18 protein-coding genes are annotated in these 23,681 nt (G+C 68.0%); 15 read left to right on the forward strand and 3 right to left on the reverse strand.

All coding sequences use genetic code 11. The features are described 5' to 3' along the window. Window positions 1–247: 247 nt before the first annotated feature. On the reverse strand, window positions 248–1,600 hold the full coding sequence (locus ACW17W_RS11185; protein WP_492076949.1) for a spinster family MFS transporter: 1,353 nt from the start codon (window positions 1,598–1,600) through the stop codon (window positions 248–250). A 179-nt stretch (window positions 1,601–1,779) separates the two neighbouring features. On the opposite strand from ACW17W_RS11185, the gene ACW17W_RS11190 reads away from it, so the two are divergent. Genes ACW17W_RS11190 through ACW17W_RS11215 form a run of 6 tightly spaced genes read left to right on the forward strand, consistent with a single transcriptional unit; the run spans window position 1,780 to window position 8,727 of the window. Further along, window positions 1,780–3,096, forward strand: coding sequence for a serine hydrolase domain-containing protein (locus ACW17W_RS11190; RefSeq protein ID WP_492076950.1), 1,317 nt, complete (start codon window positions 1,780–1,782; stop codon window positions 3,094–3,096). Window positions 3,097–3,156: 60 nt separating this feature from the next. Further along, on the forward strand, window positions 3,157–4,383 hold the full coding sequence (locus ACW17W_RS11195) for an acetyl-CoA C-acetyltransferase (protein ID WP_492076951.1): 1,227 nt from the start codon (window positions 3,157–3,159) through the stop codon (window positions 4,381–4,383). An 8-nt stretch (window positions 4,384–4,391) separates the two neighbouring features. After that, window positions 4,392–5,576: an acyl-CoA dehydrogenase family protein gene (locus ACW17W_RS11200; RefSeq protein ID WP_492076952.1), complete on the forward strand. Its 1,185-nt coding sequence runs from the start codon at window positions 4,392–4,394 to the stop codon at window positions 5,574–5,576. Further along, window positions 5,573–6,583: an NADPH:quinone oxidoreductase family protein gene (locus ACW17W_RS11205; protein ID WP_492076953.1), complete on the forward strand. Its 1,011-nt coding sequence runs from the start codon at window positions 5,573–5,575 to the stop codon at window positions 6,581–6,583. The genes ACW17W_RS11200 and ACW17W_RS11205 overlap by 4 nt, the downstream gene beginning before the upstream one ends. Then, complete coding sequence (locus tag ACW17W_RS11210) at window positions 6,583–7,698, forward strand: acyl-CoA dehydrogenase family protein (RefSeq protein WP_492076955.1); 1,116 nt, start codon at window positions 6,583–6,585, stop codon at window positions 7,696–7,698. The genes ACW17W_RS11205 and ACW17W_RS11210 overlap by 1 nt, the downstream gene beginning before the upstream one ends. Before the next feature lie 54 nt (window positions 7,699–7,752). Then, window positions 7,753–8,727: a winged helix-turn-helix transcriptional regulator gene (locus ACW17W_RS11215; protein ID WP_492076956.1), complete on the forward strand. Its 975-nt coding sequence runs from the start codon at window positions 7,753–7,755 to the stop codon at window positions 8,725–8,727. A gap of 7 nt (window positions 8,728–8,734) precedes the next feature. Here the strand turns inward: ACW17W_RS11215 and ACW17W_RS11220 are convergent, their stop codons facing one another. After that, window positions 8,735–10,954, reverse strand: coding sequence for a TonB-dependent receptor (locus tag ACW17W_RS11220; protein WP_492076957.1), 2,220 nt, complete (start codon window positions 10,952–10,954; stop codon window positions 8,735–8,737). A gap of 137 nt (window positions 10,955–11,091) precedes the next feature. Between ACW17W_RS11220 and ACW17W_RS11225 the strand changes: the two genes are divergently transcribed. From ACW17W_RS11225 to ACW17W_RS11265, 9 genes are read left to right on the forward strand one after another with little or no spacing between them, the layout of a single operon-like run. Beyond that, window positions 11,092–12,006 (forward strand): SDR family NAD(P)-dependent oxidoreductase, encoded by a 915-nt coding sequence (locus ACW17W_RS11225; RefSeq protein ID WP_492076958.1) that lies wholly within the window; start codon window positions 11,092–11,094, stop codon window positions 12,004–12,006. A 57-nt stretch (window positions 12,007–12,063) separates the two neighbouring features. After that, window positions 12,064–13,539 carry a carotenoid oxygenase family protein gene (locus tag ACW17W_RS11230; RefSeq protein ID WP_492076959.1) on the forward strand — a complete coding sequence of 492 codons (1,476 nt, stop codon included), beginning with the start codon at window positions 12,064–12,066 and terminating at the stop codon, window positions 13,537–13,539. 13 nt (window positions 13,540–13,552) lie between these two features. Continuing rightward, complete coding sequence (locus ACW17W_RS11235) at window positions 13,553–14,701, forward strand: acetyl-CoA C-acyltransferase (protein ID WP_492076960.1); 1,149 nt, start codon at window positions 13,553–13,555, stop codon at window positions 14,699–14,701. A 3-nt stretch (window positions 14,702–14,704) separates the two neighbouring features. Further along, window positions 14,705–16,393, forward strand: coding sequence for an aldehyde dehydrogenase family protein (locus ACW17W_RS11240; protein WP_492076961.1), 1,689 nt, complete (start codon window positions 14,705–14,707; stop codon window positions 16,391–16,393). After that, window positions 16,390–17,616: a thiolase family protein gene (locus ACW17W_RS11245; protein WP_492076962.1), complete on the forward strand. Its 1,227-nt coding sequence runs from the start codon at window positions 16,390–16,392 to the stop codon at window positions 17,614–17,616. The genes ACW17W_RS11240 and ACW17W_RS11245 overlap by 4 nt, the downstream gene beginning before the upstream one ends. Then, on the forward strand, window positions 17,613–19,121 hold the full coding sequence (locus ACW17W_RS11250; RefSeq protein ID WP_492076963.1) for a class I adenylate-forming enzyme family protein: 1,509 nt from the start codon (window positions 17,613–17,615) through the stop codon (window positions 19,119–19,121). The genes ACW17W_RS11245 and ACW17W_RS11250 overlap by 4 nt, the downstream gene beginning before the upstream one ends. After that, window positions 19,118–20,833, forward strand: a complete 1,716-nt coding sequence (locus tag ACW17W_RS11255) for a class I adenylate-forming enzyme family protein (RefSeq protein WP_492076964.1) — start codon at window positions 19,118–19,120, stop codon at window positions 20,831–20,833. Before ACW17W_RS11250 ends, ACW17W_RS11255 begins: the two co-directional genes overlap by 4 nt. Beyond that, a complete protein-coding gene (locus ACW17W_RS11260; RefSeq protein WP_492076965.1) occupies window positions 20,830–21,789 on the forward strand; it encodes an NAD(P)H-dependent flavin oxidoreductase in 960 nt (319 codons plus the stop codon). Before ACW17W_RS11255 ends, ACW17W_RS11260 begins: the two co-directional genes overlap by 4 nt. Next, window positions 21,786–22,277: a PaaI family thioesterase gene (locus tag ACW17W_RS11265; RefSeq protein ID WP_492076966.1), complete on the forward strand. Its 492-nt coding sequence runs from the start codon at window positions 21,786–21,788 to the stop codon at window positions 22,275–22,277. Before ACW17W_RS11260 ends, ACW17W_RS11265 begins: the two co-directional genes overlap by 4 nt. A 176-nt stretch (window positions 22,278–22,453) precedes the next feature. Here the strand turns inward: ACW17W_RS11265 and ACW17W_RS11270 are convergent, their stop codons facing one another. Next, window positions 22,454–23,671 (reverse strand): acetyl-CoA acetyltransferase, encoded by a 1,218-nt coding sequence (locus ACW17W_RS11270; RefSeq protein WP_492076967.1) that lies wholly within the window; start codon window positions 23,669–23,671, stop codon window positions 22,454–22,456. Window positions 23,672–23,681 lie beyond the last annotated feature (10 nt).

Raw genomic sequence — 23,681 nt, forward strand, 5'->3', positions numbered from 1 at the left:
CGGAGGCAAATGCTTGCCTTCAGGCGGCCGGCGGCTCCCGCCGCTCCCCAAGCCTGACGGCGATGGAGCTTTACCGGGATAGAGGCTCGACGCCCCACCACGGCCGGTGCGTGCTGGTCATCGTCCCGTATGGCTGACAGGGTTGGCTCACAGTCGGTTGGCAGGCCGGAGACGATGCGGGCGATGCGCCGCCCACGTAAAAGGCCCCAGGCAAGCCCGGGGCCTCTCAAAACCGCTCAGCGGAAGATTATGCCTCGCCGGCCTCGAATTCCGAGGCCTCGATGAAGCTCTTGCGGGCCGCGAACAGGCAGAGCCATCCCAACGGCACGACGATCGCCGATACGATTGCGACGGCGACGCCGATCTTGCCCGAATCCTTGAGCCAGTAGTCGCTGATCAGGGCGACACCGGTCGGCCCGACCGTGAAGGCGATGATATTCCCCATCAGCAGGAACAGCGCCATGACCCGCGCGCGCAACCGGTTCGGCGCAATGGCCTGAAGACTGGGGGGAGGCAGTCCCTGCGTGAGCCCGATGGTGAAGGACATGGCCGCGATCAGGACCATGGCCCAGGTTCCCGTCGGGGCGAAGGGCGCGGTCAGGGCGAAGGGCAAGGCCAGGACCGTACCGATCAGCGCCACTCTGAGAATGCCGTCCCTGGCGCCTTTCGCGACCATCTTGTCCGCCCACCAGCCGCCCAGGATGATGCCGCTGGTGCTGAACACCAACAGGATCGCCCCATAGGTGGCGCCGATCTGGCTCATCTCCCAACCGAAGCGGCGCACCATGAAGGCCGGCGTCCAGGTCAGATAGGCCGCAACAGACACCCCGATCAGGGAATATCCCAGGGACAGCAGGATGAAGGGAACCCAGCGTCGGCGGAGGAAGGCCACAAAGGAGGGGCGCACCTCACCCTCGACCAGCGCCCGTTCCTGACGCTTCGGTTCCCGCAGCGCCATCATGGCCAGCATGAGAAGCGGTCCAGGCACGCTGACCATCAGGAAGGCCAGTTGCCAGCTCCTCAGTTCGCCCAGCAGGGGCAGAACGACCGGAGGCGCAGTCATCGCCCACTGGATGACGGCGCCGCCGATGATCAGGGCCAGGCCGACGCCGCAAATGGCGCCAATCGTATAGACACCCAGGGGCCGCGCCCGTTTTGCCGGCGGAAAGTTGTCGGCGATCATGGAATAGGCGGCAGGGGAAAGCCCCGCCTCCCCCACCCCGACGCCGATCCGCGCGATGAACAGGCTCATGAAGCTGCCCGCCATGCCGCAGGCGGCCGTCATCAGGGTCCAGAAGCCGATGCTGAACATGATCAGGCGTCGCCGTGAACTGCGATCCGCCAGCCAGGCGAAGGGGATTCCCATGACCGTATAGAACAGGGTGAAGGCCAGACCGCTCAACAGGCTGAACTGGGTGTCGGTGATGCCGAGGTCCCGCTTCACGGGCTCGACCAGCAGCGACAGGATCTGTCGATCCACGAACGCCAGGGCGTAGGCCGCCATGAGGACAAGGACCGTAAGCCAGGCCCGCGCCGGCGAGGGCCAGTCGCCGGTCAGGGGAACGGGGCGCGTTCCGGACGCTCTGACAGTCTGATCCACGGCGTTTCCCCCAACGGCATTCTTCTTGTTGGGCGAATGATTTTTCCGTTTCGTCCATTAATGCAAGTGATTTCGCTCGCCGCGCCGAAAGAGGCGGGTGCGTTGAATTCAGCTGCAGTCTGTTTACGAAAGTAAATGGGCGATGTAGCTTGCAAATCCGGACTGCAAATCGAGACCGCATGTTACGTCTGTCAATGTTCGTTCTGGCCGCCGCCGTCCCTGCGCTGGCCTCTGCCCAGCCGGCGCCGGCCTTGCCCGACGCCACGGCCAGCGATCCCGTCGCCATGGGCTGGATGGTCGGATCGCCGCCGCCGCCAGAAAGGCAGATCCGTTTCGCGGACATGAGCTTCATGACCTTTCCGCAGACGCGCTGGAGCTTCTCGCACTGGCGCGAGCTGCTGCCGAGCGCCGAAATTTCGCGCGGCGGCGGCCCGGTCAGCATCCTGCCAATCGCCCTGCGTGAGGATCTGGACGCCGTGACCTTCACCCCGATCGGCGGCGGCGCGCCGATCCGCTGGGAACAGTCCCTGGCGGCCAACTACACCGACGGCATTCTGGTCATGCACCGGGGGACAGTGGTCTATGAGCGCTATTTCGGCGCCCTGACGCCGCGCGGCCAGCACATCGCCCATTCGGTGACCAAGTCCTTCGTCGGCACGGCGGCGGCCATGCTGATCGCCGCAGGCAGGCTGGATCGCGACGCCCTGGTGTCCCTCTACATTCCCGAACTGGCCGACAGCGCCTTCGGCGATGCGACCGTGGGTCAGGTGCTCGATATGACCACGGCCCTGGCCTATACCGAGGTCTATACCGACCCCGGTTCCGACGCCTTCGCCTTCGTGCGGGCGGGCGGGATGATGCCGCGTCCGCCCGGATATGACGGCCCGACGACGACCTACGACTATCTGAAAACCCTCAAGAAGTCGGGCGAGCACGGGCGCGAATTCCGCTACAAGTCCGTCAACACCGAGGTCGTCGGATGGCTGGTCTCGCGCGTCACCGGAAAGCCGCTGGACGAGGTTCTGGGCGAGTGGTTCTGGCAGCCGATGGGGATGGAGCGGGACGCCTATATCCAGGTCGACCAGAGCGGCGCCGGCTATGCGGCCGGAGGGCTGAACCTGCAGCTGCGCGACCTCGGCCGGTTCTGCGAGATGATGCGCAGCGGAGGCCGGTTCAACGGCCGCCAGATCGTGCCCGCCGCCGTTGTGGCGGATATTGCGGCCGGCGGCAGCCGCGAGGCCTTCGCCGGCGCCGGCTACGCCACCCTGCCCGGCTGGAGCTATCACGACCAGTGGTGGGTCTCTCACAACGCCAACGGGGCCTATATGGCGCGCGGCGTGTTCGGTCAGGCCTGCTACGTCGACCCCAGGGCCGAAATGGTCATCGTCCGCTTCGCCTCCAGCCCGCTGGCCGGCAACGCCCTGCTCGATCCCCTCTCCCTGCCCGCCTATCAGGCCATCGCCGACCATCTGACGGCGACGACGACGCAGCCCTGAATCCGCCGCCCTGAACGCCCGCGCAGAGGCCGAACGGCCCGCCGATCACGAGGAAACACCATGCCCGACGCCTATATCATCGACGCCTGTCGCACCCCCCGCGGCATCGGCCGGGTCGGCAAGGGGGCGCTGGCGGACATGCATCCGCATCATGTCGCCTCGACCGTCCTCAGGGCCCTGGCCGCGCGCAATGATCTCGATACCGCAGACGTCGACGACATCGTCTGGGGCACCTCGAGCCAGACCGGCAAACAGGGCGGCGACCTGGCCCGGATGGCGGCGCTGGACGCCGGCTATGACGTCCGCGCCAGCGCCGTGACCCTGGACCGGTTCTGCGGCTCGGGCATCACCGCCTTCAACTTCGCCGCAGGCCAGATCCTGTCAGGCATGGAAGACCTGACCATCGCCGGCGGGCTGGAGATGATGTCCTATGCCGCGGCCGGCGCCCCGCCGATGCCGGACGCGGGCAATCTGCGTCTGCGCGACAAACACCCCCAGGCCATGCCGGGCGTCTGCGCCGACGCCATCGCCACCCTGGAGGGGATCGACCGGGCGGCGCTGGACGCCTTTTCGGTCGAGAGCCAGCGTCGGGCCGACCATGCGATCCGCAATGGCCATTTCGACCGCAGCCTTGTCCCCGTCTATCGCGAGGACGGGTCGCTGGCCCTGGACCGTGAGGAATACCCCCGGCCCCAGACCACGCTGGAAGGACTGGCGGCGCTGAAGCCCGCGTTCGAGGCCCTGGCCAACATGCCGTGCGAGCCCGGCGGGCCCACGTTTGGCGATCTGGTCCGGCGGATACACCCTGACCTGAAGATCAACCATGTCCACCACGCGGGCAGTTCGTCAGGCGTGGTGGACGGCGCCGGCGCCCTGTTGCTGGCCTCGCCCGACTATGTGGCGCGCAAGGGTCTGAAGCCCCGCGCCCGCGTCGTGGCCATGGCCAATGCCGGCGACTGTCCCACCCTGATGCTGAACGCGCCTGTGGCGGGGGCCCGGAAGGTGCTGGCCCGCGCCGGCCTGACCGTCGACGACATCGACCTGTTCGAGATCAACGAGGCCTTCGCCGTCGTGGCGGAGAAGTTCATCCGCGACCTCAGGCTCGACCGCGACAAGGTCAATGTGAATGGCGGGGCCATCGCCCTGGGCCACCCGATCGGCGGCACGGGCGCCATCCTGATCGGGATGATGGTCGACGAGCTGGAGCGACGCGACCTGAAGCGCGGCCTGGTCACCATGTGCGCCGCCGGCGGCATGGCGCCCGCCGTCATCATCGAGCGGGTGTGAACATGGACATGATGAACGACACCGTCCGCGAGGACGATCTGGCCGCCTTCCGCGCCGATGTGCGCGACTGGCTGGCCGCCCATTTCCCCGCAGCGCTCAGGGACCGGGGCGTGCCGGCCGACGATGTCGAGCTGGACGCCGACCAGCTGGCCTGGCGGGCGGCGTTCGGGGCGACCGGCTGGGGCGTTCCGACCTGGCCCTCCGCCTATGGCGGCGCCGATCTGGGCCGGGCCCATGCACGGGTGATCAAGGCCGAGCTGGCGCGGGCCGGCGCCTATAATCCCATCGGCGGGATGGGGGTCATGATGGTGGGCCCGACCCTGCTGGAGTTCGGAACCGAGTTGCAGAAGCTGCGCCACCTGCCTTTGATTGCGCGCGGGGAGGTGCGCTGGTGCCAGGGCTTCTCGGAGCCCGGCGCCGGGTCAGATCTGGCGTCTTTGCAGACGCGGGCCGAGGACCGCGGCGACCATTTCCTGATCAACGGCCAGAAGATCTGGACAAGCTATGCGGACTATGCCGACTGGTGCTTCTGTCTGGTGCGGACCGACACATCGAGGAAGCAGGGCGGCATCTCCTTCGTCCTGTTCGACATGCGCCAGACGGGCGTGGAGGTTCGGCCGATCGCGTTGATATCGGGCGACTCCCCGTTCTGCGAGACCTTCCTGAGCGATGTCCGGGCCGAGAAGGAGGATCTGGTCGGGTCACTGAACGGCGGCTGGGGCGTCGCCAAACGACTGCTGCAGCACGAACGGTCGGCGATTTCCGGCAGCGGGGACGCCATGGCCGGGGGCGTGTCCCTGATCGAGATCGCGAAGGCGAGCATCGGTCTCGACGAGGACGGCCGCATCGCCGACCTCGACCTGCGCGCCCGCATCATTCGCAACGAGATGGAGACCCGGCTCGTGGACCTGACCATTGCGCGCGTCACGGCCGAGGCCAGGGCAGCGCAGGGAAGCGGGGCGGCCACCTCGATCCTGAAAAACGCCGGGGTCCGGGCCTACCAGACCCGGGCGGAGCTGATCCTGGAGGCGAAGGGCCATCAGGGCCTGGGCTGGGAAGGCGAGGGCTTCGACGATCAGGACCTGGCGACCGTGCGCGAATGGCTGCACGGCAAGGCCTGGTCGATCTTCGGCGGCAGCGACGAGGTCCAGAACAACATCATCGCCAAACAGATTCTGGGCCTGCCTTCGTGAGGGCCTTGTTGAGCCATGCCGCCGGGGGGCCGGAAACCCTGGTGCTGGAGAACCGTCCCACGCCCTTTCCCGGGCCGGGTCAGGTAGTGGTTGAGGTGCGCGCCTGCGGTGTCAACTTCCCCGACACCCTGATCATCCGGGATCTCTATCAGATCAAACCCGAACGGCCCTTCTCGCCGGGCAGCGAGATCGCCGGAGTGGTCACGACAATCGGCGAGGGGGTCGAGGGCCTGAGCGTCGGAGATCGCGTTCTCGCCGTGCCCGGATGGGGCGGGATGGTCGAGGAAATCCTGCTGGACGCAGGGGCGGTGATCCCCATCCCCGACGCCATGCCGTTCGACGAGGCGGCGGCGTTTCTGGCGACCTACGGGACGTCGTATTACGCCCTGAAGCGGCGCGGGCGACTGGCGAAGGGCGAGACCCTGCTGGTGCTGGGCGCCGCTGGCGGCGTGGGTCTGGCGGCGGTCGAGCTGGGCGTCGCCATGGGCGCGCGGGTCATCGCCGCCGCCTCCAGCCAGGACAAGGTCGATCTGGCCCTGTCGCGCGGCGCCGCTCACGGGATGGTCTATCCGTCAGGCCCGTTCGACAAGGACGGGTTGAAGGCCTTGGCCGGCCTGTTCAAGAACGCGGTCGGGTCGGGCGGCGCGGACGTCTGCTACGACGGGGTCGGCGGCGACTATACCGAGGCGGCCCTGCGCTGCATGGGCTGGGAGGGGCGGTTCCTGATCGTCGGCTTCCCCGCCGGGATTGCGAAAATCCCCGCCAACCTGACGCTGGTGAAGGGCTGCGACGTCGTCGGGGTCTTTTTCGGCGCGGCGGTGGCGCGGGATCCGGCCGGCTATCGGCAGGATGTCGCCGAGTTGTTTGAACTCTACGCAATGGGGGCGATCCGCCCCCACATTACGGCCCGCTATCCGCTGGAGCGGGCGGCCGAGGCCCTGACCCTGCTCGCCGACCGCAAGGCGATGGGCAAGGTCGTGGTGACGATGAATGGGGAGACGGCCTGATGGCGGTTCTGAACGACTTCCAGTCCATGGTGATGGACACGGCGCGCGACTGGGTGCGCGACCGGATGCCGGTGAAGGCCTTGCGCGCCGTGCGCGACACGAAGGACGCGCGCGGCTTCGACGCCGCCTCCTGGGCGGAGATCGGCGAACTCGGCTGGGGCGGGGTTGCGATTCCCGAGGCCCACGGCGGATCGGGTCTCGGGTATCTGACGCTCGGCCTGATCGTCGACCAGATGGGCCGCACCCTCGGGGCCACGCCCCTGGCCGTCTCTGCGGTCGCGGCGGAGGCGCTGGTGCTGGGCGGGACGGAGGTCGTGCGCGACGTCTGGCTGCCCCGGCTGCTGTCGGGCGAGGCTGTCGGCGCCCTGGCCGTGGACGAGGGCGCCCGCCATGCGCCGGAGACGATCGCCGCAACGGCGACGAAGACGGCCGACGGCTGGAGTCTGGAGGGAATCAAACGGTTCGTGGCCGAGGGGATGGGTGCGGACCTGTTGATCGTCGCCGCCCGCGCCGATGACGGCGTCGCCCTGTTCGTGTTCGACGCCGCGTCGGAGGGCGTGTCGCGCACGGCGCGGAGACTGACGGATAATCGGGGCCATGCCGATATCGTCCTGTCGGGCGTGAAGGTCGCCGCCCAGGCCCGGCTGAGCCATCCGGACGGCGATGCGGCCCTGCTCGAATCCCTGCTGGACCGCGCCCGGGCGCTGGCGGCGGCGGAACTGCTCGGCTTGTCGGTCGGCGCCTTCGAGACGACGCTGGAGTATCTGAAGACGCGCGAGCAGTTCGGCCAGAAGATCGGCGCCTTCCAGGCCCTCCAGCACCGTGCAGCCGAGCTCTATTCGCGCATCGAACTGACCCGGTCGGCGGTCGAGGCCGCGCTGCAGGCCATCGATGCCGGTGCGCCGGATCGCGCGCTTCTGGTCGCCCTCGCCAAGGCCACGGCGGGCGACACCGCCAATCTGGCCACCCGCGAGATGATCCAGATGCACGGCGGCATCGGCATGACCGACGCCCACGACTCCGGGTTCTACATCAAGCGATCGCGGGTGCTGGAAGCCGCCTGGGGGTCTGCGGCGTGGCATCGCGAACGTTTCGGGCGGCTGACGGGTGTTTGACGCCCCAGGGGCTGCGGATTTCGCGCCCGGGGCAATTTCCCGTACAAGGCGCCGGTGACCAGTTCGACCGACGCGCCCGCCCCCTCGACCCGTGACCTCATCATGGGCAATCCGACCGCCCGGGCCTTTGCCATCACCGGCGACGCCTGGACGCAGCTGATCCTGCGGGAAGCCTTCTATGGGGCGCGCCGCTTTTCGGTTTGGCGCGAACGGCTGGGCATCCCTCGCAGCGTCCTGACCGACCGGCTGAACCGACTGGTGTCGGCGGGGCTGCTGGAACAGCGCGGCGCGCCGGGCTCGGCGACGCGAATGGAATACCGCCTGACGGAGATGGGGCTCGACATGTTCGGGGTCGCCGTCATGCAGGGTCAGTGGGAGCGTAAATGGGCGCGCTCGCCGCTTCAGGAACGCTATTTCCTCGCCTTCTACGACCGCCAGACGGGCGAGCGCGTGGTGCCCGCGATCTTCGACCACGAACAGGGGCATCCGGTTGATCCGCATCATGTGCGCTGGGAAGCCGGCGAGGGCCTCGTTCCGATCGCGCCGCCGACCAGCCGGCGCCGTCGCACCCAGCCGGTGGAGACCGACCGGCCCATCATCGACCGCTCGACCGACATCATGGGCGACTACTGGAGCTGGGCGGTGCTGGCCGCCGCCTTCTTCCGCCTTCGCCGTTTCGACGAGATACACGAAGCGCTGGGGGTGGCGACCAATATCCTGGCCGACCGGCTGAACCGGATGGTGCTGCACGGGGTGCTGCGGAAGGACCTCTACCAGAAGGCCCCGCCGCGTTTCGAATATCGGCTGACCGAGGCGGGGCTGGACCTGTTCCCCATCATCATGGCCATGCACGGCTGGAGCGAGCGCTGGCTGTGTCCGGACGGGCCGCCACTGCGCCTCATCGACACCCAGACCGGCGAGCCGATCAAGGCCATCGTCTGCGACCGTCAGTCCGGGCGGACGCTTGACCCGCGCAATATCCGCTGGGAGGTCGAGGCGACGGCGCCGGCCGGGGCCGACGCCGCCTGATCATCCCCTAGAACCGCTTCGACAGGGCCACGCCGAACGAGCGGGGCGCGCCGAAGACGCTGAAGCCGATGCCCACATTCTTGATGATATGGGTCTGGTATTCCTCGTCGCCCAAATTCTTGCCGTAGACCGCCAGCTTCAGACCGCCCGCCGTTTCATACGATATGAAGGCGCTCGCCAGACCGTGGGCCGGCGACCGGACCTCCGGGTTGTTCGACGGGTCGAAGAAGAAATCGTCCTGCCACTGATAGTCGGCGCGCGCGGCCAGGACGCCGCCCGCCACGTCCCATTCACTGTCGACATAGAGGGTGTACTGGCTCTCCGGCGACCGCGGGAGGACCAGCCCGTTATAGCGCAGGACAGACGTGCCGGACACAGCGTCCGAGGTGTATTTGGCGTCCAGACTGGTCCAGGATCCACCGACCGTGATGTTGGATGTGACCGCCAGGGCCGTCTCGATCTCATAGCCCTTGACCTCGGCCTCGGCGTTCGAGGTCACCAGGTTCAGGCCCAGCAGCTCGTAAACCTGCAGGTCCTGGTAGTCGAGCTGGAAGGCCGCCGCGTTGAAGCGCAGACGCCCATCCAGAATGGTGGACTTGAGACCCAGTTCGTAGTTGTCGAGCAGCTCCGAACGGATCGGGGTCGCCGCCTGAAGCGCACTCTGGGCCGTGGAGACGAACGAGCCCGCCTTGTAGCCCCGGTCATAGCTCGCATAGAGCCGGATGTTCTCGATGGGCTCGACCGAAAGCGCCACCTTCCAGGTCGGCTCTTCAAATGTCTTGGCCCCGTCGGTTGCGTAGGGCGAGCCGGTTGGACCAAGCGGAATGCCGACGGGCGGGCTGGCGCCGTTGTCGTTGTCGCGCGCGATCTGGGTGATCCTGCGCTCATCGTGGGTCCAGCGAGCGCCCAGGGTCAGTTCCCATATCTGGGCGAAGGGAATATTGGCCTGACCGAACAGGGCGTAGCTTGTGTTGCCGGCCTGCTGGAAGAATGTGGTGTCGCCGCCGAACGATGGCGGTGCGATCGGCAAAGCCGCCGAGACGACAAAACGCTCGGACCGGTCGACATTCTCGTGGAAGGCATACACGCCCGCCACCCAGTGAATCGCGGACTCCGGCTTGGAGACGACCCGGAATTCCTGGCTGAATTGTTCTGACTTTTCCGACGCCTGGTCATCGACCAGCAGGGGGAAGCCCGGGAACGGGAGACCGCCCAGATTGTCACGCCAGCTGTAGTCGTTGTTGCGGTAGGAACTCAGCGACACGAAGTCGAACTTCTCGCCCTCGTGCTCGACCCGGCCGGTCAGGCCGAAGTTGAACCGGTCCTGATAGTTGGCGGGCGACGAAAAACTCTGGCGCACGTCCAGCCCGGTCCTCAGGCTGTTGATCAGGGCGACGAAGGCCGGGGCCGTCGAGGCCGTGGTCACCGGCACCCGCGCGTGTCCGTCCATCTCGTCCTTCGACACATCGACGCCGACCTGCACCTTCCACGGGCCGGCCATGTTCAGCACGGACAGCCGCGCGCCCCAGGATGTTCCGCCTTCCAGACCCTCGCCGGTCGGGACGTTTTCGGCATAGCCGTCATTGGTGTTGTAGCGGAAGGCCAGACGACCGGCCGCATCCGGACCCAGTTGCTTGTTCAGCACCCCCTCGACACCGTATTCGCCAAAGCTGCCGACACGAGCGGTCAGATTGCCCGAGTCCTCGAGCGCCGGCCGGTTCGTGTAGATATTCAGCGCCCCACCCGAGGCGTTGCGCCCGTAGAGGGTGCCTTGCGGTCCACGAAGCACCTCGACCCGCTGGATGTCCAGGAAGGCCAGGGCGCTCGCCCCGGCCCGACCGATGGAGACCTCGTCGATCGAGACACCGATGGAGGGATCGCTGGCCGCAGAATCGCTGGTCGTGCCGACACCGCGGATAAAGACCTGGGGCTCGCCGATATTGAACTGCGTCAGGGTCACGCCGGGCGCCTTGCCGACGACGTCCTGGATGCCGGTGGCAGCCGTGCGTTCCAGCGTCTCGGCTCCGAAGGCGGTGATGGCGACCGGGACCTCCTGCAGACTCTGCTCACGGCGCTGGGCCGTAACGATGACCTCGTCCAGGGCAACCGCCGGCCCGTCCGGCGCTCGATCTGCAGGCCGGGCCTGCTGGGCAAGAGCGGGCGTGGCAAGGCTGCCGGCAACGACCAGCGCTGCGACTGACGCGGCTGTGGCGTGGTTACGCTTCATTCTGTTTCCCTCCCCCGGGTTCCTGGTGCGTCTTCCGTTGGCCGGACTTGACGCCGCAAAGTGAGGCTTGCGCCAACGGACCAGTTTTGCAAGTCTTTTTACGAAAGTCGCCGGAAGGGCGACTGCAGGAGGCGTTTATGGACGACCGGTCTCTGGACGGCAGGACGATCATCGTGACCGGCGCAGGACGGGGTCTGGGCCTCGCCTATGCGCTGGATCTGGCCGCACGGGGGGCCTCTGTCGTCGTCAATACCCGGCCGCGCACCTCAGGGGGGCCGGCCTCAGCCGAGGCGGTGGTCGAACGGATCACCACAGCCGGCGGCAGGGCGGTCGCCTGCCCTCTTGCAGTCGAGAGCGATGACGCCGGCGACCGTTTGCTGGAGGCGGCGATAGCCGCCTTTGGCCGCATCGATGGACTGGTCAACAACGCCGGCGCGCCCGAGGCCAAAACCTTGCACAAACAGACCCTCGCGGAAATCCGCAGCGTGTTCGAGATCAACTATTTCGGCACTGTAAACGCCACCCTGCCGATCTATCGCCGCATGCGGGAACAGGGCGCCGGGCGGATCCTGATCACGACCTCAGCTGCGGGTCTGTACGGCGTCCACGGCATGGCCGCCTATTCCTCTTCCAAGGCGGCTCTGATCGCCCTGTCGCGCGTGATCGCCCTCGAGGGGGCTTCGCACGGGGTCCACGCCAATGCGCTCGCTCCCTATGCTCTGACCGGCATGACGGAGGCCTATGTCTCACAGGAGGTAGGCGCGGCCCTGCCGCCTGAATATGTCGCCCCGGTCGTCTCCTGGCTGATGAGCGAGGCCTGTCCGCTGAACGGTGAAACCCTGGTCGCCGGCGCCGGCAAGGTCAGTCGCGCCGTCCGGATCGAGGGTCCGGGCGTGGCCTTTGACCAGCCCGGGCGTCTGACGCCGGACGATCTGACCGGGGCGATAGGGCCGATCCTTTCGCTGGACGGCTGGACCCTGCCGGCGGACGGCACCGCCTCGTTCGACGCCTTCCTGAACGACAGTGCGCCGCGCTATCTGACCGTTTCCTGACTTGCGTTAAGAAACCTCGACACGTAGATTTCAATTCTGGACGGATTGGAGACCCCAATGGCCGACGACGCGACCCTGACCTCGCGCATCGACAATGCGACCCTGATCGGGGTGAACGAGATGAACCCCTATCTGCAGGGGCTTTATGCGCCGGTCTCGACCGAGACGACGGCTCTGGAGCTCGACGTCATCGGCGAGATCCCGCGTGACCTGCACGGCGCCTTCATCCGCAACGGCCCGAATCCGGTGCATTCCCCCGAGGGGCTGCACCACTGGTTCGACGGCGACGGCATGGTCCATGCGGTCTATTTCGAGAACGGCAAGGCCGAATACCGCAACCGGTACGTTCGCACCGCCGACTGGCGCGCCGAGGCCGCAGGCCAGACGATAGCCGCCGGCGGCGTCATGCTGCCGTCGGCCCGCGCGCGGCCGGACTCGGGACGGGGGGACCTCGTCTACAAGGACACCGCCAACACCGATCTGGTCTTCCACAACGGCTCATTGATGGCCCTCTGGTATATCTCCGGCAAGCCGGTTCGCGTCGACGCCCGCACCCTGGAGACTCTCGGGGACGAGAGCTTCGGCGGCGCCCTGCCCCGCCATGTCTCGGCCCACGGCAAGGTCGATCCGAAGACCGGCGAGTTCTGCTTCTTCGACTATTCGCTCTATGAACCCTGGATGACCTTCGGCGTTGTGGACGCCCGGAACAACCTCACCAACTTCCAGAAGGTCGACCTGCCCGGACCGCGCCTGCCGCACGACATGGGACTGACCGAAAACTACATCATCCTGCACGACCTGCCGGTGGTCTTCACCGAGGGCGGACTGCGCAACAGCCAGTGGCAGATCAAGGTCGCCGACCAGCCCGCCCGCTTCGGTGTCGTGCCCAAAAACGGCGCGGGGGATCAGGTCCGCTGGTTCGAGACCGAGACCTGCTACATCTACCACGTCGTCAATTCGTGGGAGGACGGCGACGAGGTGGTCATGACCGCCTGTATGATGACGCCGAACGGCTATCCGCCCAATCCGGCCTACGGCCCCTATGCCGCGATGGTCAACGTCCTGGCCCTGAACGCCGTGCCCGTGGAATGGCGGATGAACATGGTCACGGGCGAGGTGAAGAAACGCATTCTCGACGACCGCATCGGCGAGTTCCCGGTGGTCAATCTCGACTACACCGGCCGCAAGACTCGCTGGTCCTATCACGTCTCGATGGCGCCGCAGGAACTGCAGCGGTTCGATGGCCTGCTGAAATACGACCTCGCTACCGGCAGCGCCCGGAGCTATCGCTTCGCAGAAGGTCTCGGCGGCTCGGAACCGGCCTTCGCTCCACGGATCGGCTCGACGGCCGAGGACGACGGCTATGTCATCGTCTTCACCACCGACGCGGCGACCGGCGCGTCCGAGGTCCAGATTCTGAACGCCCAGGATTTCGAGGCCGGCCCCGTCGCCCGCATCCCGCTCCCGGCGCGGGTGCCCGCCGGTTTCCACGGAACCTGGGCCCCTGGTGACCAGATCAAAGCCGCCGCCTGACCGGACCGTTCGCATGACCGCATACATTCTCGACGCCGTCCGCACCCCCCGCGCCAGGGCCCGCCCCGACGGCGGTCTGGCCAGCCTGAAGCCTCACGAACTCGTGGCCGGGCTGATTGACGCCATCGACGCCCGCAATGACGGCGCCGCCCACCGCGCTGACGCCCTGATACTGGGCGCCGTCGGCCAGGTCGGGGCCCAGGGCGCAAACGTCGCCCTGGTGACCAAGATGCACGCCGGCCTGCCCGACGACAGCTACGCTTTCAGCCTGAACAACTACTGCGTCTCGGGCCTGACCGCCATCGGACAGGCGGCCAATATGATCGAGGCCGGCGATGCGAAGACCGTGCTCGCCGGCGGGGTCGAGATGATGTCGCGCGTCCCCTTCATGGGCGACAAGGCCGACTACTATGAGGACGCATCCTTCCCCAACCGCATCCGATACATCCCGGTCGTCGTCGCCGCCGACCGGCTGGCCGAAGACATCGGGGTGTCGCGCGAGGAGATGGACGCCGCAGCCCTGACCTCGCAGCAGAAGACGACCGCCGCCGAGGGCACGCCGCTGGTGAAATCCCGCATCCCGCTGAACGGTCTGGACAGGGAAGAGCCTGCCCGCGCCTCGACCACGGCCGAGAGCCTGGCCGCCATGCCCGCCGCCTTCGCGCCTCTGGCCGAACAGTATGCCGAGGCGCTCGGCGGCCGCGTCATCGACCACCGCCATACGGTCGCCCACGCCCCGCCGATGTGCGACGGCGCGGGTCTGGCCCTGGTCGGCGGCGAGGCGGCCGGCGCCCGGGCGCGTATCGTCGCCTATGCCGAATCCGGCGGCGACCCGGCCGCCTCCCTGACCGCCGGCTTCACCGCCATGGACCGGGCGCTGAAGAAGGCCGGGCTGACCCTGGCCGACATGGACCGGATCGAGTTCATGGAGGCCTTCGCCGTCACCATCGTGAAATTCCTGCGCGAGCGCGACGTCGATCCGGACAGGGTCAATGTCGGCGGCGGCCATCTGGCCAAGGGCCACCCGATGGGGGCGACGGGCGCCATTCTGGTCTCGACCCTGCTCGATGCGCTGGACGCCTGTGAGGGCCGTTACGGCCTCGTTGTCGCGACGGGCGCGCAAGGCGTCGGCGCCGCCATGATCGTGGAACGGCAGGGCTGAGCCATGGACGGGTTCGTCGCCGCCTTTGACCAGAGCCGCCTCGACGTCGTCGCCCGCCACACCGCGACTCTGGAGGCCGCCATCGAGGCCGTCCAGACGCGCAGGAGCTGGAGCCCGTATCGCGACAGTCCCTCAACGAAAATCCACGGACCCGACAAGCCGGTCCAGGGCCGGGCCGCTTTCGACGCCCGCCTGAACACCGTCTTCGACCTCGGCCAGCCCGGGGTCGGCGGCGAGGCCGGCGAGGAGGTGTCGCCCTTCACCAATCGTCCGCTTTGCGTCCGCTATCCCGTCAGCGACCCGAACGTACTGGTCGATGCGGCGCTCGGTGCATGGTCCGACTGGCGGATCGCCGATCCGGAGCTGCGTCTGGCCCTGTGTCTGGAAATGAGCCAGCAGCTTTACGATCGCAATTTCGAGATGGTCCACGCCATCATGCATGTGGCGGGGCAGAGCTATACCCAGGCCTTCAGCGGCTCGGGCCCCAATGCCCTGGATCGCGGGGTCGAGGCCCTGGCCTATGCCGCCAAGGCCATGCGCGATGTGGCTCCGACCGCAAATTATCACCGCGACTTCGGCGGCGAGGCCGTGGCGCTGGAGAAGACCTATACCCTCGTCCCCCGCGGCGTCGCTCTGGTGATCTGCTGCGCCTCCTTCCCGACCTGGAACGCCTATCCGGCCATGTTCGCCAGTCTGGCGACGGGCAATCCTGTCGTCGTCAAACCGCATCCCATCGCCGTCCTGCCCATGGCCATCGTGGTCGAGACCTGCCGTCAGGTTCTGGCCGACCACGGCTTCGATCCCGATCTGGTGACGCTGGCGGTGGACACCCTCGCCGACCCTGTCGCCCAGACACTGGTCGACCATCCGGACGTCCAGATCATCGACTTCACTGGCAGCCCCCGCTACGGCGGCCACCTCGAGCGGACGGTGACGGGCAAGCTGCTGTTCACCGAGACCGCCGGGGTCAACACGGTCGTCATCGACAGCGTCGCCGATCTGGACGCCGTGGCCCGCGCCGTGGCCCGCTCATCGAGCCTGTTCTCGGCCCAGATGTGCACCAGCCCGCAGGTGATCTACATCACCCCGGACCTGTTCGAACCCATGTCCGCCGCCATCGTCGACCAGATCGACGCCATCGCCGCCGACCCGGCCCAGGCCGCAGGAATCATGGGCGCCATCCAGGGCGAGGTCAGTCTGAAGGTCGTTCGCGACGCCCGCGCCGGGGTCGAGGGCCTGACGGGCGTCCGCGTCCTGCGCGAGGCCGCCCCCTACGCCCACCCCCAGTTCCCCGACGCCCGCACCCTGACGCCGCTGGTGATCGCGGTGGAGGCGGACGGCCACCACGACCTCTATGCCGAGGAGCGGTTCGGTCCGGTTCTCTATCTGGTGCGGAAAGCCTCGGATGACGCGGTCTCGGAGGCGACCTGGCTGGCGAAGACGCGGGGGTCGATCTCCTCCTACCTGTATTCGACCGATGAGGACTTCATCGACTGCGCGGCCCCGGCCTATGAGGCGGCGGGCGCCAATCTGTCGATCAACCTGACCGGCGCGATGTGGATCAACTTCGCCGCCGCCTACAGCGACTATCACGTCACGGGGCTGAACCCGGCGGGCAATGCCTGTCTGGCCGACCTGGCCTTCGTCGCCTCGCGCTTCCGCATCGTCCAGCGCCGACGGCCGATGGCGTGAGCGCGCCTGTCTTCATCGCCGGCGTCTCCATGACCGCCTTCGGCAAGCGCCCGGCCGACAGCGTCAAATCCCTCACCGCCGAGGCCGTATGGGCCGCCTTGGCCGACGCCGGGGCGAGCGTCAGCGACATTCAGGCCGCCTGGTTTTCCAACACCCGCCAGCCCATGCTGGAGGGCCAGAATACGGTGCGCGGCCAGATCGCCCTCCGGCCTCTCGGACTGACCGGGATCCCGGTCGTCAATGTGGAAAACGCCTGCGCCTCCGGCTCGACCGCCCTGCTCCAGGCCATCCACTGGCTGCGCGCCGGGGCCGGCGACGTCGCACTGATCGTCGGGGCGGAGAAGATGGTCTTTCCCGACCGGCCCGAACAGGTCGCCGCCGCCTTCGCCGGCGGGACAGACATTCATGATCGCGCGGGCGTGCTCGCCTATATAGAGGCGATGGGCGGCGAAGATCCGGGTCCCGGGCGCAGCCTGTTCATGGACCTCTACGCCGCCCAGGCCCGCGCCCATATGGCCCGCCGCGGCACGACCCAGACCGACTTCGCCCGGCTGGCGGCCAAGAACCACACCGCCGCCCGCGACAATCCGCTGAGCCAGTACCGCACCCCGATGACAGTCGATCAGGTGCTGGCCGACAAGCCGGTCGTCTTCCCCTTCACCCGCGCCATGTGCGCCCCCGTCAGCGACGGCGCCGCCGCTGTGGTGCTTTGCTCGACCGCCGGTTTGGCGAAACTGGACGCCGGAGATCGGGCCGTTCGCGTGCGCGGCTGCGCCCTCGTCAGCGCGGGCGATCGCGCGCCTTCCGACCTGGCCCATCACATCGGCCGCCTCGCCGCCCTCGCCGCCTATGAGCAGGCCGGGATCGCGCCGGCCGACATCGACGTCGTCGAGGTGCATGACGCCACCAGCTACGCCGAGCTTCAGCAGATCGAGAACCTGGGTCTCGCCGAACCCGGCACGGTCGGCGCCCGGGCCGCGACCGGCGACTTCGCCCTGGGCGGCCGGACGCCGGTCAATCCGTCGGGCGGTCTGGTCGCCAAGGGCCATCCCGTGGGGGCGACCGGACTGGCCCAGGTATTTGAGCTGACCACCCAGCTGCGAGGCGAAGCCGGGCCGCGACAGGTCGAGGGCGCCCGCATCGCGGTGGCTGAAAACGGCGGCGGCTTCCTTGGCGTCGAGGAGGCGGCGACTGTGGTGACGGTGCTGGAGCGGGCCGCATGAGCCACCCCATCCACGCCCTCTATGAGAACCGCGCCGCCACGGCAGATCGTGCGGCCCTGATCGACGGCGGGGTCACGATCCGTCACGCCGACCTGATCGACCGCGTCGAGGCCGGCGCGGCCGACCTGATCCGACGCGGCGTCCGGCCGGGCGACCGGATCGGCCTGTGCGCCGCCAACAGCGCGGATCACGTGGTGGCCTATCTGGCCATCCTGCGGGCCGGCGCCGTCTGGACCCCGCTCAATCCCCGCAACGGCGCCCGGCTGAACGGGGACTTCCAGGCCCGCGCGAAACCGGTCCTGACCCTGCACGACGCGGCCTCGACCGCCGCCATGGGATGGTCGCCCCGACCCCTGCCGCTGGAGAACTGGCTGGCCGACCTGCCGCCCGCCGTCGCCCTGCCGCCGATCCACGACGACCCGTCCGCCCCCTTCGCGTTGAAGTTCACAGGCGGCTCCACCGGCGTGCCCAAGGGGGTGGTGCAGAGCCAGGCCAGCGGCCGCGCCGCGCTGGACGCGATGGCGGGCTTCTATGGCTTCACCGCCGACGACCTGAACCTGGCCGTCGCCCCCCTGACCCATGGCTCATCCCACTATGTCCTGCCGGTTCTGGCGGCGGGCGGCGCCCATGTACTGCTGGCCGAGCCGGATCGGGCGGCGATCCTTGACGAGCTGAAACGCCGGATCAGCGTCGCCTTCATGCCCCCGACCCTGATCGCCCTGCTGATGGCCGAGGCGAGTTTCGGCCCGGACGATTTCCCCGCCCTGCGCCATCTGACCTATTCGGCCGCGCCCATGTCGCCCGACCGGATCGCAGCGGCCATCGACCGCTTCGGCCCGGTAATCTCGACCCTGTACGGACAGACCGAGGCGCCCATGGCCATCGCCGGACTGTCGCCCGGGGAGATGGCCGACCCCGCTCTGCGCGCCTCCGTCGGCCGCACCTTCCCCGGCACGCGCGTCGCTGTTCTGGACGCGTCCGGGACCGTTCACGATCATGGCGAGGGCGAGGTGGTGGTGGCCGGCGATCTGGCCCGCACCGAATACCTCGACGCGCCCGAACTGACCGCCGCTTCGCGACACGACAGCTGGTTGAAGACCGGCGACATCGGACGGCTGGATCCCGACGGTCTGCTGACCCTGATCGGACGGTCGAGGGACCTGATCATCACCGGCGGCTACAATGTCTATCCGGGCGAGGTCGAGGCGGCGCTGAACCGCCATCCCGCCGTGCGCGAGGCCTGCGCCTTCGCCGTGGCCGACGATGTCTGGGGCGAGCGGCTGGAGGCGGCGGTGGCCGTCGAGCCCGGCTTCATCGACGACGCCGCCCTGCGCGCCTTCGTGCGCGAGGCCATTGGCCCGGTGCGTACGCCCAAGCGGCTGCACCTCATGGCCGCCCTTCCCCGCAATCCGGTGGGCAAGGTGGTTCGCTCCGAAATCCGTGATCTGGTTCTCCCCGGCCAGCCGCACAATCCGCCCGCAGCCCAGAGGGAGATCGTCCGATGATCGTCATTCCGCAGTCGCGCATCCGCGAGATGAAGGCCAGAGGCTGGTGGGGCGACACCACCCTCGAGGACCTGTTCCAGAATCACCTCAAGGCCCATCCCGACACCGAGGCCCTGATCGACCCGCCCAACCTGCCCGAGATCACAGGGCGCGCGGCGAGGCGTCTGACCTGGCGTCAGACCGGCGACGCCGTCGACCGGCTGGCAGCCGTCCTCACGGCCCACGGCATCGGCAAGGACGATGTGGTCTTGCTCCAGCTGCCCAATATCGTCGAACTCTCCATCGCCTATCTTGCCTGTCAGCGCCTGGGCGTCATTTCCAGCCCCGCCCCGGTCCAGTATCGCGAGCACGAACTGGGCTACGTCATCGACCGCACGGACGCCGTGGCCGCCATTACCGTCGACCGGATCGGCAAACAGGGACACGGCGAGATGATCGCGGCGCTGAAGGACCGGCGCCGCAGCCTGAAACACGTCTTCGTCCTCGGCGAGACCTGCCCCCAGGGGGCGCTTGATCTCGAGCCCCTGATGAACCGGGTCACGCCAGACCAGCACGAGGCCGCCCGGAAGGCGCAGGCGACGGCCGCCGTCACCGCCGACGACATCGTCACCATCTGCTGGACCTCGGGCACCGAGGCCCAGCCCAAGGGCGTCCCGCGCAGCCACAACGAATGGATCATCATGGGCGACGGCGTCGTCGACGCCGCCGATCTGGCGCCCGGAGCCCGGCTGCTGAACCCATTCCCGATGGTTAATATGGGCGGCATCTCCACCGGCCTGATTGGCTGGCTGTTGCTGGGCGGCGCCCTGATCCAGCACCATCCCTTCGACCTGCAGGTGCTGCTGAAACAGCTGCGCGAGGAGAGGATCGACTACACGGTCGCTCCCCCCGCCGTGCTCAATCTGCTGCTTCAGAACGACGCGCTGCTGCAGGGGATCGATTTCGACCGGCTGAAGTCGATCGGTTCGGGCTCCGCGCCGCTTTCGGAATGGATGGTGCGCGGCTTCCACGAGAAACATGGCGTCCAGATCGTCAACTATTTCGGCTCCAACGAGGGCGCCTCCTTCCCCTCGGCCCTCAAGGACCTGCCCGAGGCCGGCGACCGCGCCACACTCTTCCCCCGCCTTGGCGAGGGCTTCAAATGGAACTGCAAACTCCACGACCGCATCTCCATCCGACTGGTCGATCCCGAGACCGAGCAGGAGATCACTGAAGGCGGGCGGCCCGGCGAGTTGCGTGTCAAGGGGGCGACCATCTTCTCCGGCTACTGGCGCGCCCCGGAGACAAACGCCCGCGCCTTTGACGATGACGGCTGGTTCCGCACCGGCGATCTGTTCGAGTTCGCCGGCGACCGGCTTCAGTTCATGCGGTTCGTCGGGCGGCTGAAGGACATCATCATCCGCGGCGGCATGAACATCTCCTCTGAGGAGATCGAGGGCCACCTGATGGCCTTCTCCCCCATCGCCGAGGTCGCCGTCGTCGGCGCGCCCGATCCCAACCTCGGCGAGCGGCTGGCGGCCTTTGTCGTCTTCCGCCCCGACCAGGCCGCAACGCTGGAGGAGATCAACGCCTTCCTCATCCGGGAGCGCCAGGTCGCCGTCTACAAACAGATCGAGCGGATCGAACCGATCGCCGCCCTCCCCCGCAATCCCGTCGGCAAGGTGCTGAAACGCGACCTGCGACAGAGCTTCCAGCAGACTGAGCCCAAATGACCACCCCGTTCGACACCCTGCGCCTGCCGATTTTCGCGGCGCCCATGTTCCTGGTCTCCGGGCCCGAGATGGTCATCGCCGCCTGCCGGTCGGGCATCGGTGGCGCCTTTCCGACGCCCAACTGCCGCACCAGCGAGGATCTGGACCAGTGGATGGGCGCGATCACCGATGCGCTGAAGCCCGGTGACGGGCCGTGGATCGCCAATATGATCACCCACTCGACCAATACCCGGTTGGCAGACGACCTGCGTCTGGTGGCGGAATACAAGCCGCCCGTGGTCATCACCGCCCTGGGGTCGCCCCGGCCGGTGATGGAGACGGTCAAGGCCTATGGCGGTCTGGTCTTCGCCGATGTGGTGTCGATGAACCTCGCGAAAAAGGCGGCGGCGGCAGGCGTGGACGGACTGGCCTGCGTCAGCGCCGGCGCCGGGGGCCATACCGGACACCTGTCGCCCTTCGCCTTCATCTCGGCGGTGCGGGACTTCTTCGACGGCTATATCGCGGTGGGCGGCGGGGTCGGAGACGGCGCCGGGATCGCTGGCGCGGTCGCGGCGGGGGCGGACTTTGTCTATATGGGGACCCGCTTTCTGGCCACACAGGAGAGCATGGCCCAGCCGGAATACAAGCAGATGGTCGTCGACGCCGACGCCGACGATCTGGTGATTTCCGCCGCCGTCACGGGCACCAACGCCTCCTGGCTCAAGCCCAGTTTGCGCGCCGCCGGTCTCGACCCCGAGGACCTCGGTGGACCGGCCGTGCGCGACTATTCGGGCGGCTCCAGCCAGAAACGGTGGAAGGACATCTGGGCGGCCGGCCAGGGCGTCGAGTCGGTGCGCAGCATCGAACCCGTCGCCGGCGTGGTCGATCAGCTGGAACGGGAGTACCGCGCCGCGCTTGACCGTTTCGCCGCACGGGCCGACGTTGCAGCTCGCCGCAAGACCAGCGCCGCCGCATGATTGGAGACTCGCCGCAGGGGGGCGTGGTCCAGCCGGTCGCCTTCCGGCTCGACCCGACCCACACCGGCCGCCAGATGCTGGAGCGGTGGCGCGACATGGGGCTGTCGGTCGGCGGTTTTCTGACCCGGCTGTCGTGCGTGCTGACGGAGACGGGCGACGGCTATGTGAAGGTGGTCTGCGACATCGACCCCGGCCATTCCAACTTCGTCGGCCTGGTCCATGGCGGAGTGACGGCCGCCATGATCGACATGGCCGGCGGCGGGGCGGTGATGAGCCTGCTGAAGCCGGGCGAGACCCTGCTGACCACCGACATCGCCATGCGCTATCTCAACGCCGTTCCCGCCGATTGCCCCCGGATCGCCGCCGAGGGCCGGGTCACCTACAGCGACGCGCGCAAGGCCGTGGTCGAGGTCAAGGTCACCCTGCCCGACGGAACGGTCGCGGCGATGGGGGTGGTGGGACTGGCGATCCGGTCGCCGCGCGAATAGCGCCCCGTCCATCCCCCACATTCCGTCATCCTCGGGCTCGACCCGAGGATCGGCTTGTCCGCTACTCACACGAAAACGCGGCGCACGATGGCCCGTGCGCCGCGTCATCTTCTTTGGTGCTGAACGTCCGGCCCTCGGGTCAAGCCCGAGGGTGACGGAACGTATTGGGGCCGCCCCTACACCCCCACCAGCAGACTCACAGTCGTCGTCGTCGAGCCGCCGATGTTCAGGGTCTGGACGTTTTTCGCCCCCTCGACCTGATAGTCGCCGGCCGTGCCCGTGGTCTGTTTGAAGGCGTCCAGCGCCATCCGCACGCCGGTGGCGCCGACGGGGTGGCCGAGGCCGATCAGGCCGCCGGACGGATTGATCGGCAGACGCCCGCCCATCTCGATGTCGCCCGCCTCGACCGCCTTCCAGCTTTCACCCGGCGCCGTCAGGCCCAGATGGTCGATAGCCATATACTCGGTCATCGAGAAACAGTCGTGGGTCTCGACCGCGTCAATATCCGACAGGCCCAGTCCGGCGCGCGCGCGCGCCTCGTCGATGGCCTTCTTCACGTGCGGGAAGACGTAAGCCTGGTCCTTGCTGTTGGCGACCTTGGTTGAATACTGGATCGGCGCTGACCGGTGGCCCCAGCCCTTGATGCGCGGCAGGCTTTCCAGCGGGATGCCCCGCGCCCGGGCATACTCCGCCGCCCGTTCCGGCGAGGCCAGGACCACGGCCGCGGCCCCGTCCGTCACCTGACCGCAATCGGTCTTGCGAACCCGCCCCTCGATGACCGGATTGGCCTCGTCGTCGGCAGTGAAGCTGGCGTCGGAGAAGGAGTAGTTGCGGGTCTGGGCGTTGGGATTGCGTTTGGCGTTGTCGAAATTGACCTCGGCGATCCGGCGCAGGTGCGCCTCATCGAGGCCGTAACGCGCGTCGTACTCGTCCGTCAGGTTGGAGAAGGCGCGCGGCCAGACATAGGTGGCATCGCCGAACTCATGACCGGTCCAGGCCGCCGCGCCCAGATACTCGGCGCCGGTCTGGCCGGGGACGTTCCTCATCAGCTCGATGCCCAGCACCAGGGCCGTGCCGTAGTGGCCGGCCTGGATGTCCGACATGGCGGCCAGAAGCGCCAGACTGCCCGAGGCGCAGGCGCCCTCGTGCCGCGAGGTCGGCAGGTCGCCGAAGCGCGGCTCCGCCTGGGCGAAGAAGCCGCCCAGCAGGCCCTGGCCGGCGAACAGGTCGCCGACGAAGTTGCCGACATGCCCCACGTCAATGTCCTCGGGATCGAGACCGGTGGCCTCCAGCCCGCCGTGCACGGCCTCGCCGAAGCCGTCGAACAACTCCTTGCCCTCGCGCGTCCAGTTCCGCCCGAAGTCCGACTGCCAGCCGCCGAGGATATAGGTCATCGTTCAGGTC

The sequence above is a fragment of the Brevundimonas sp. FV1ye29L genome (genome assembly GCF_058681095.1).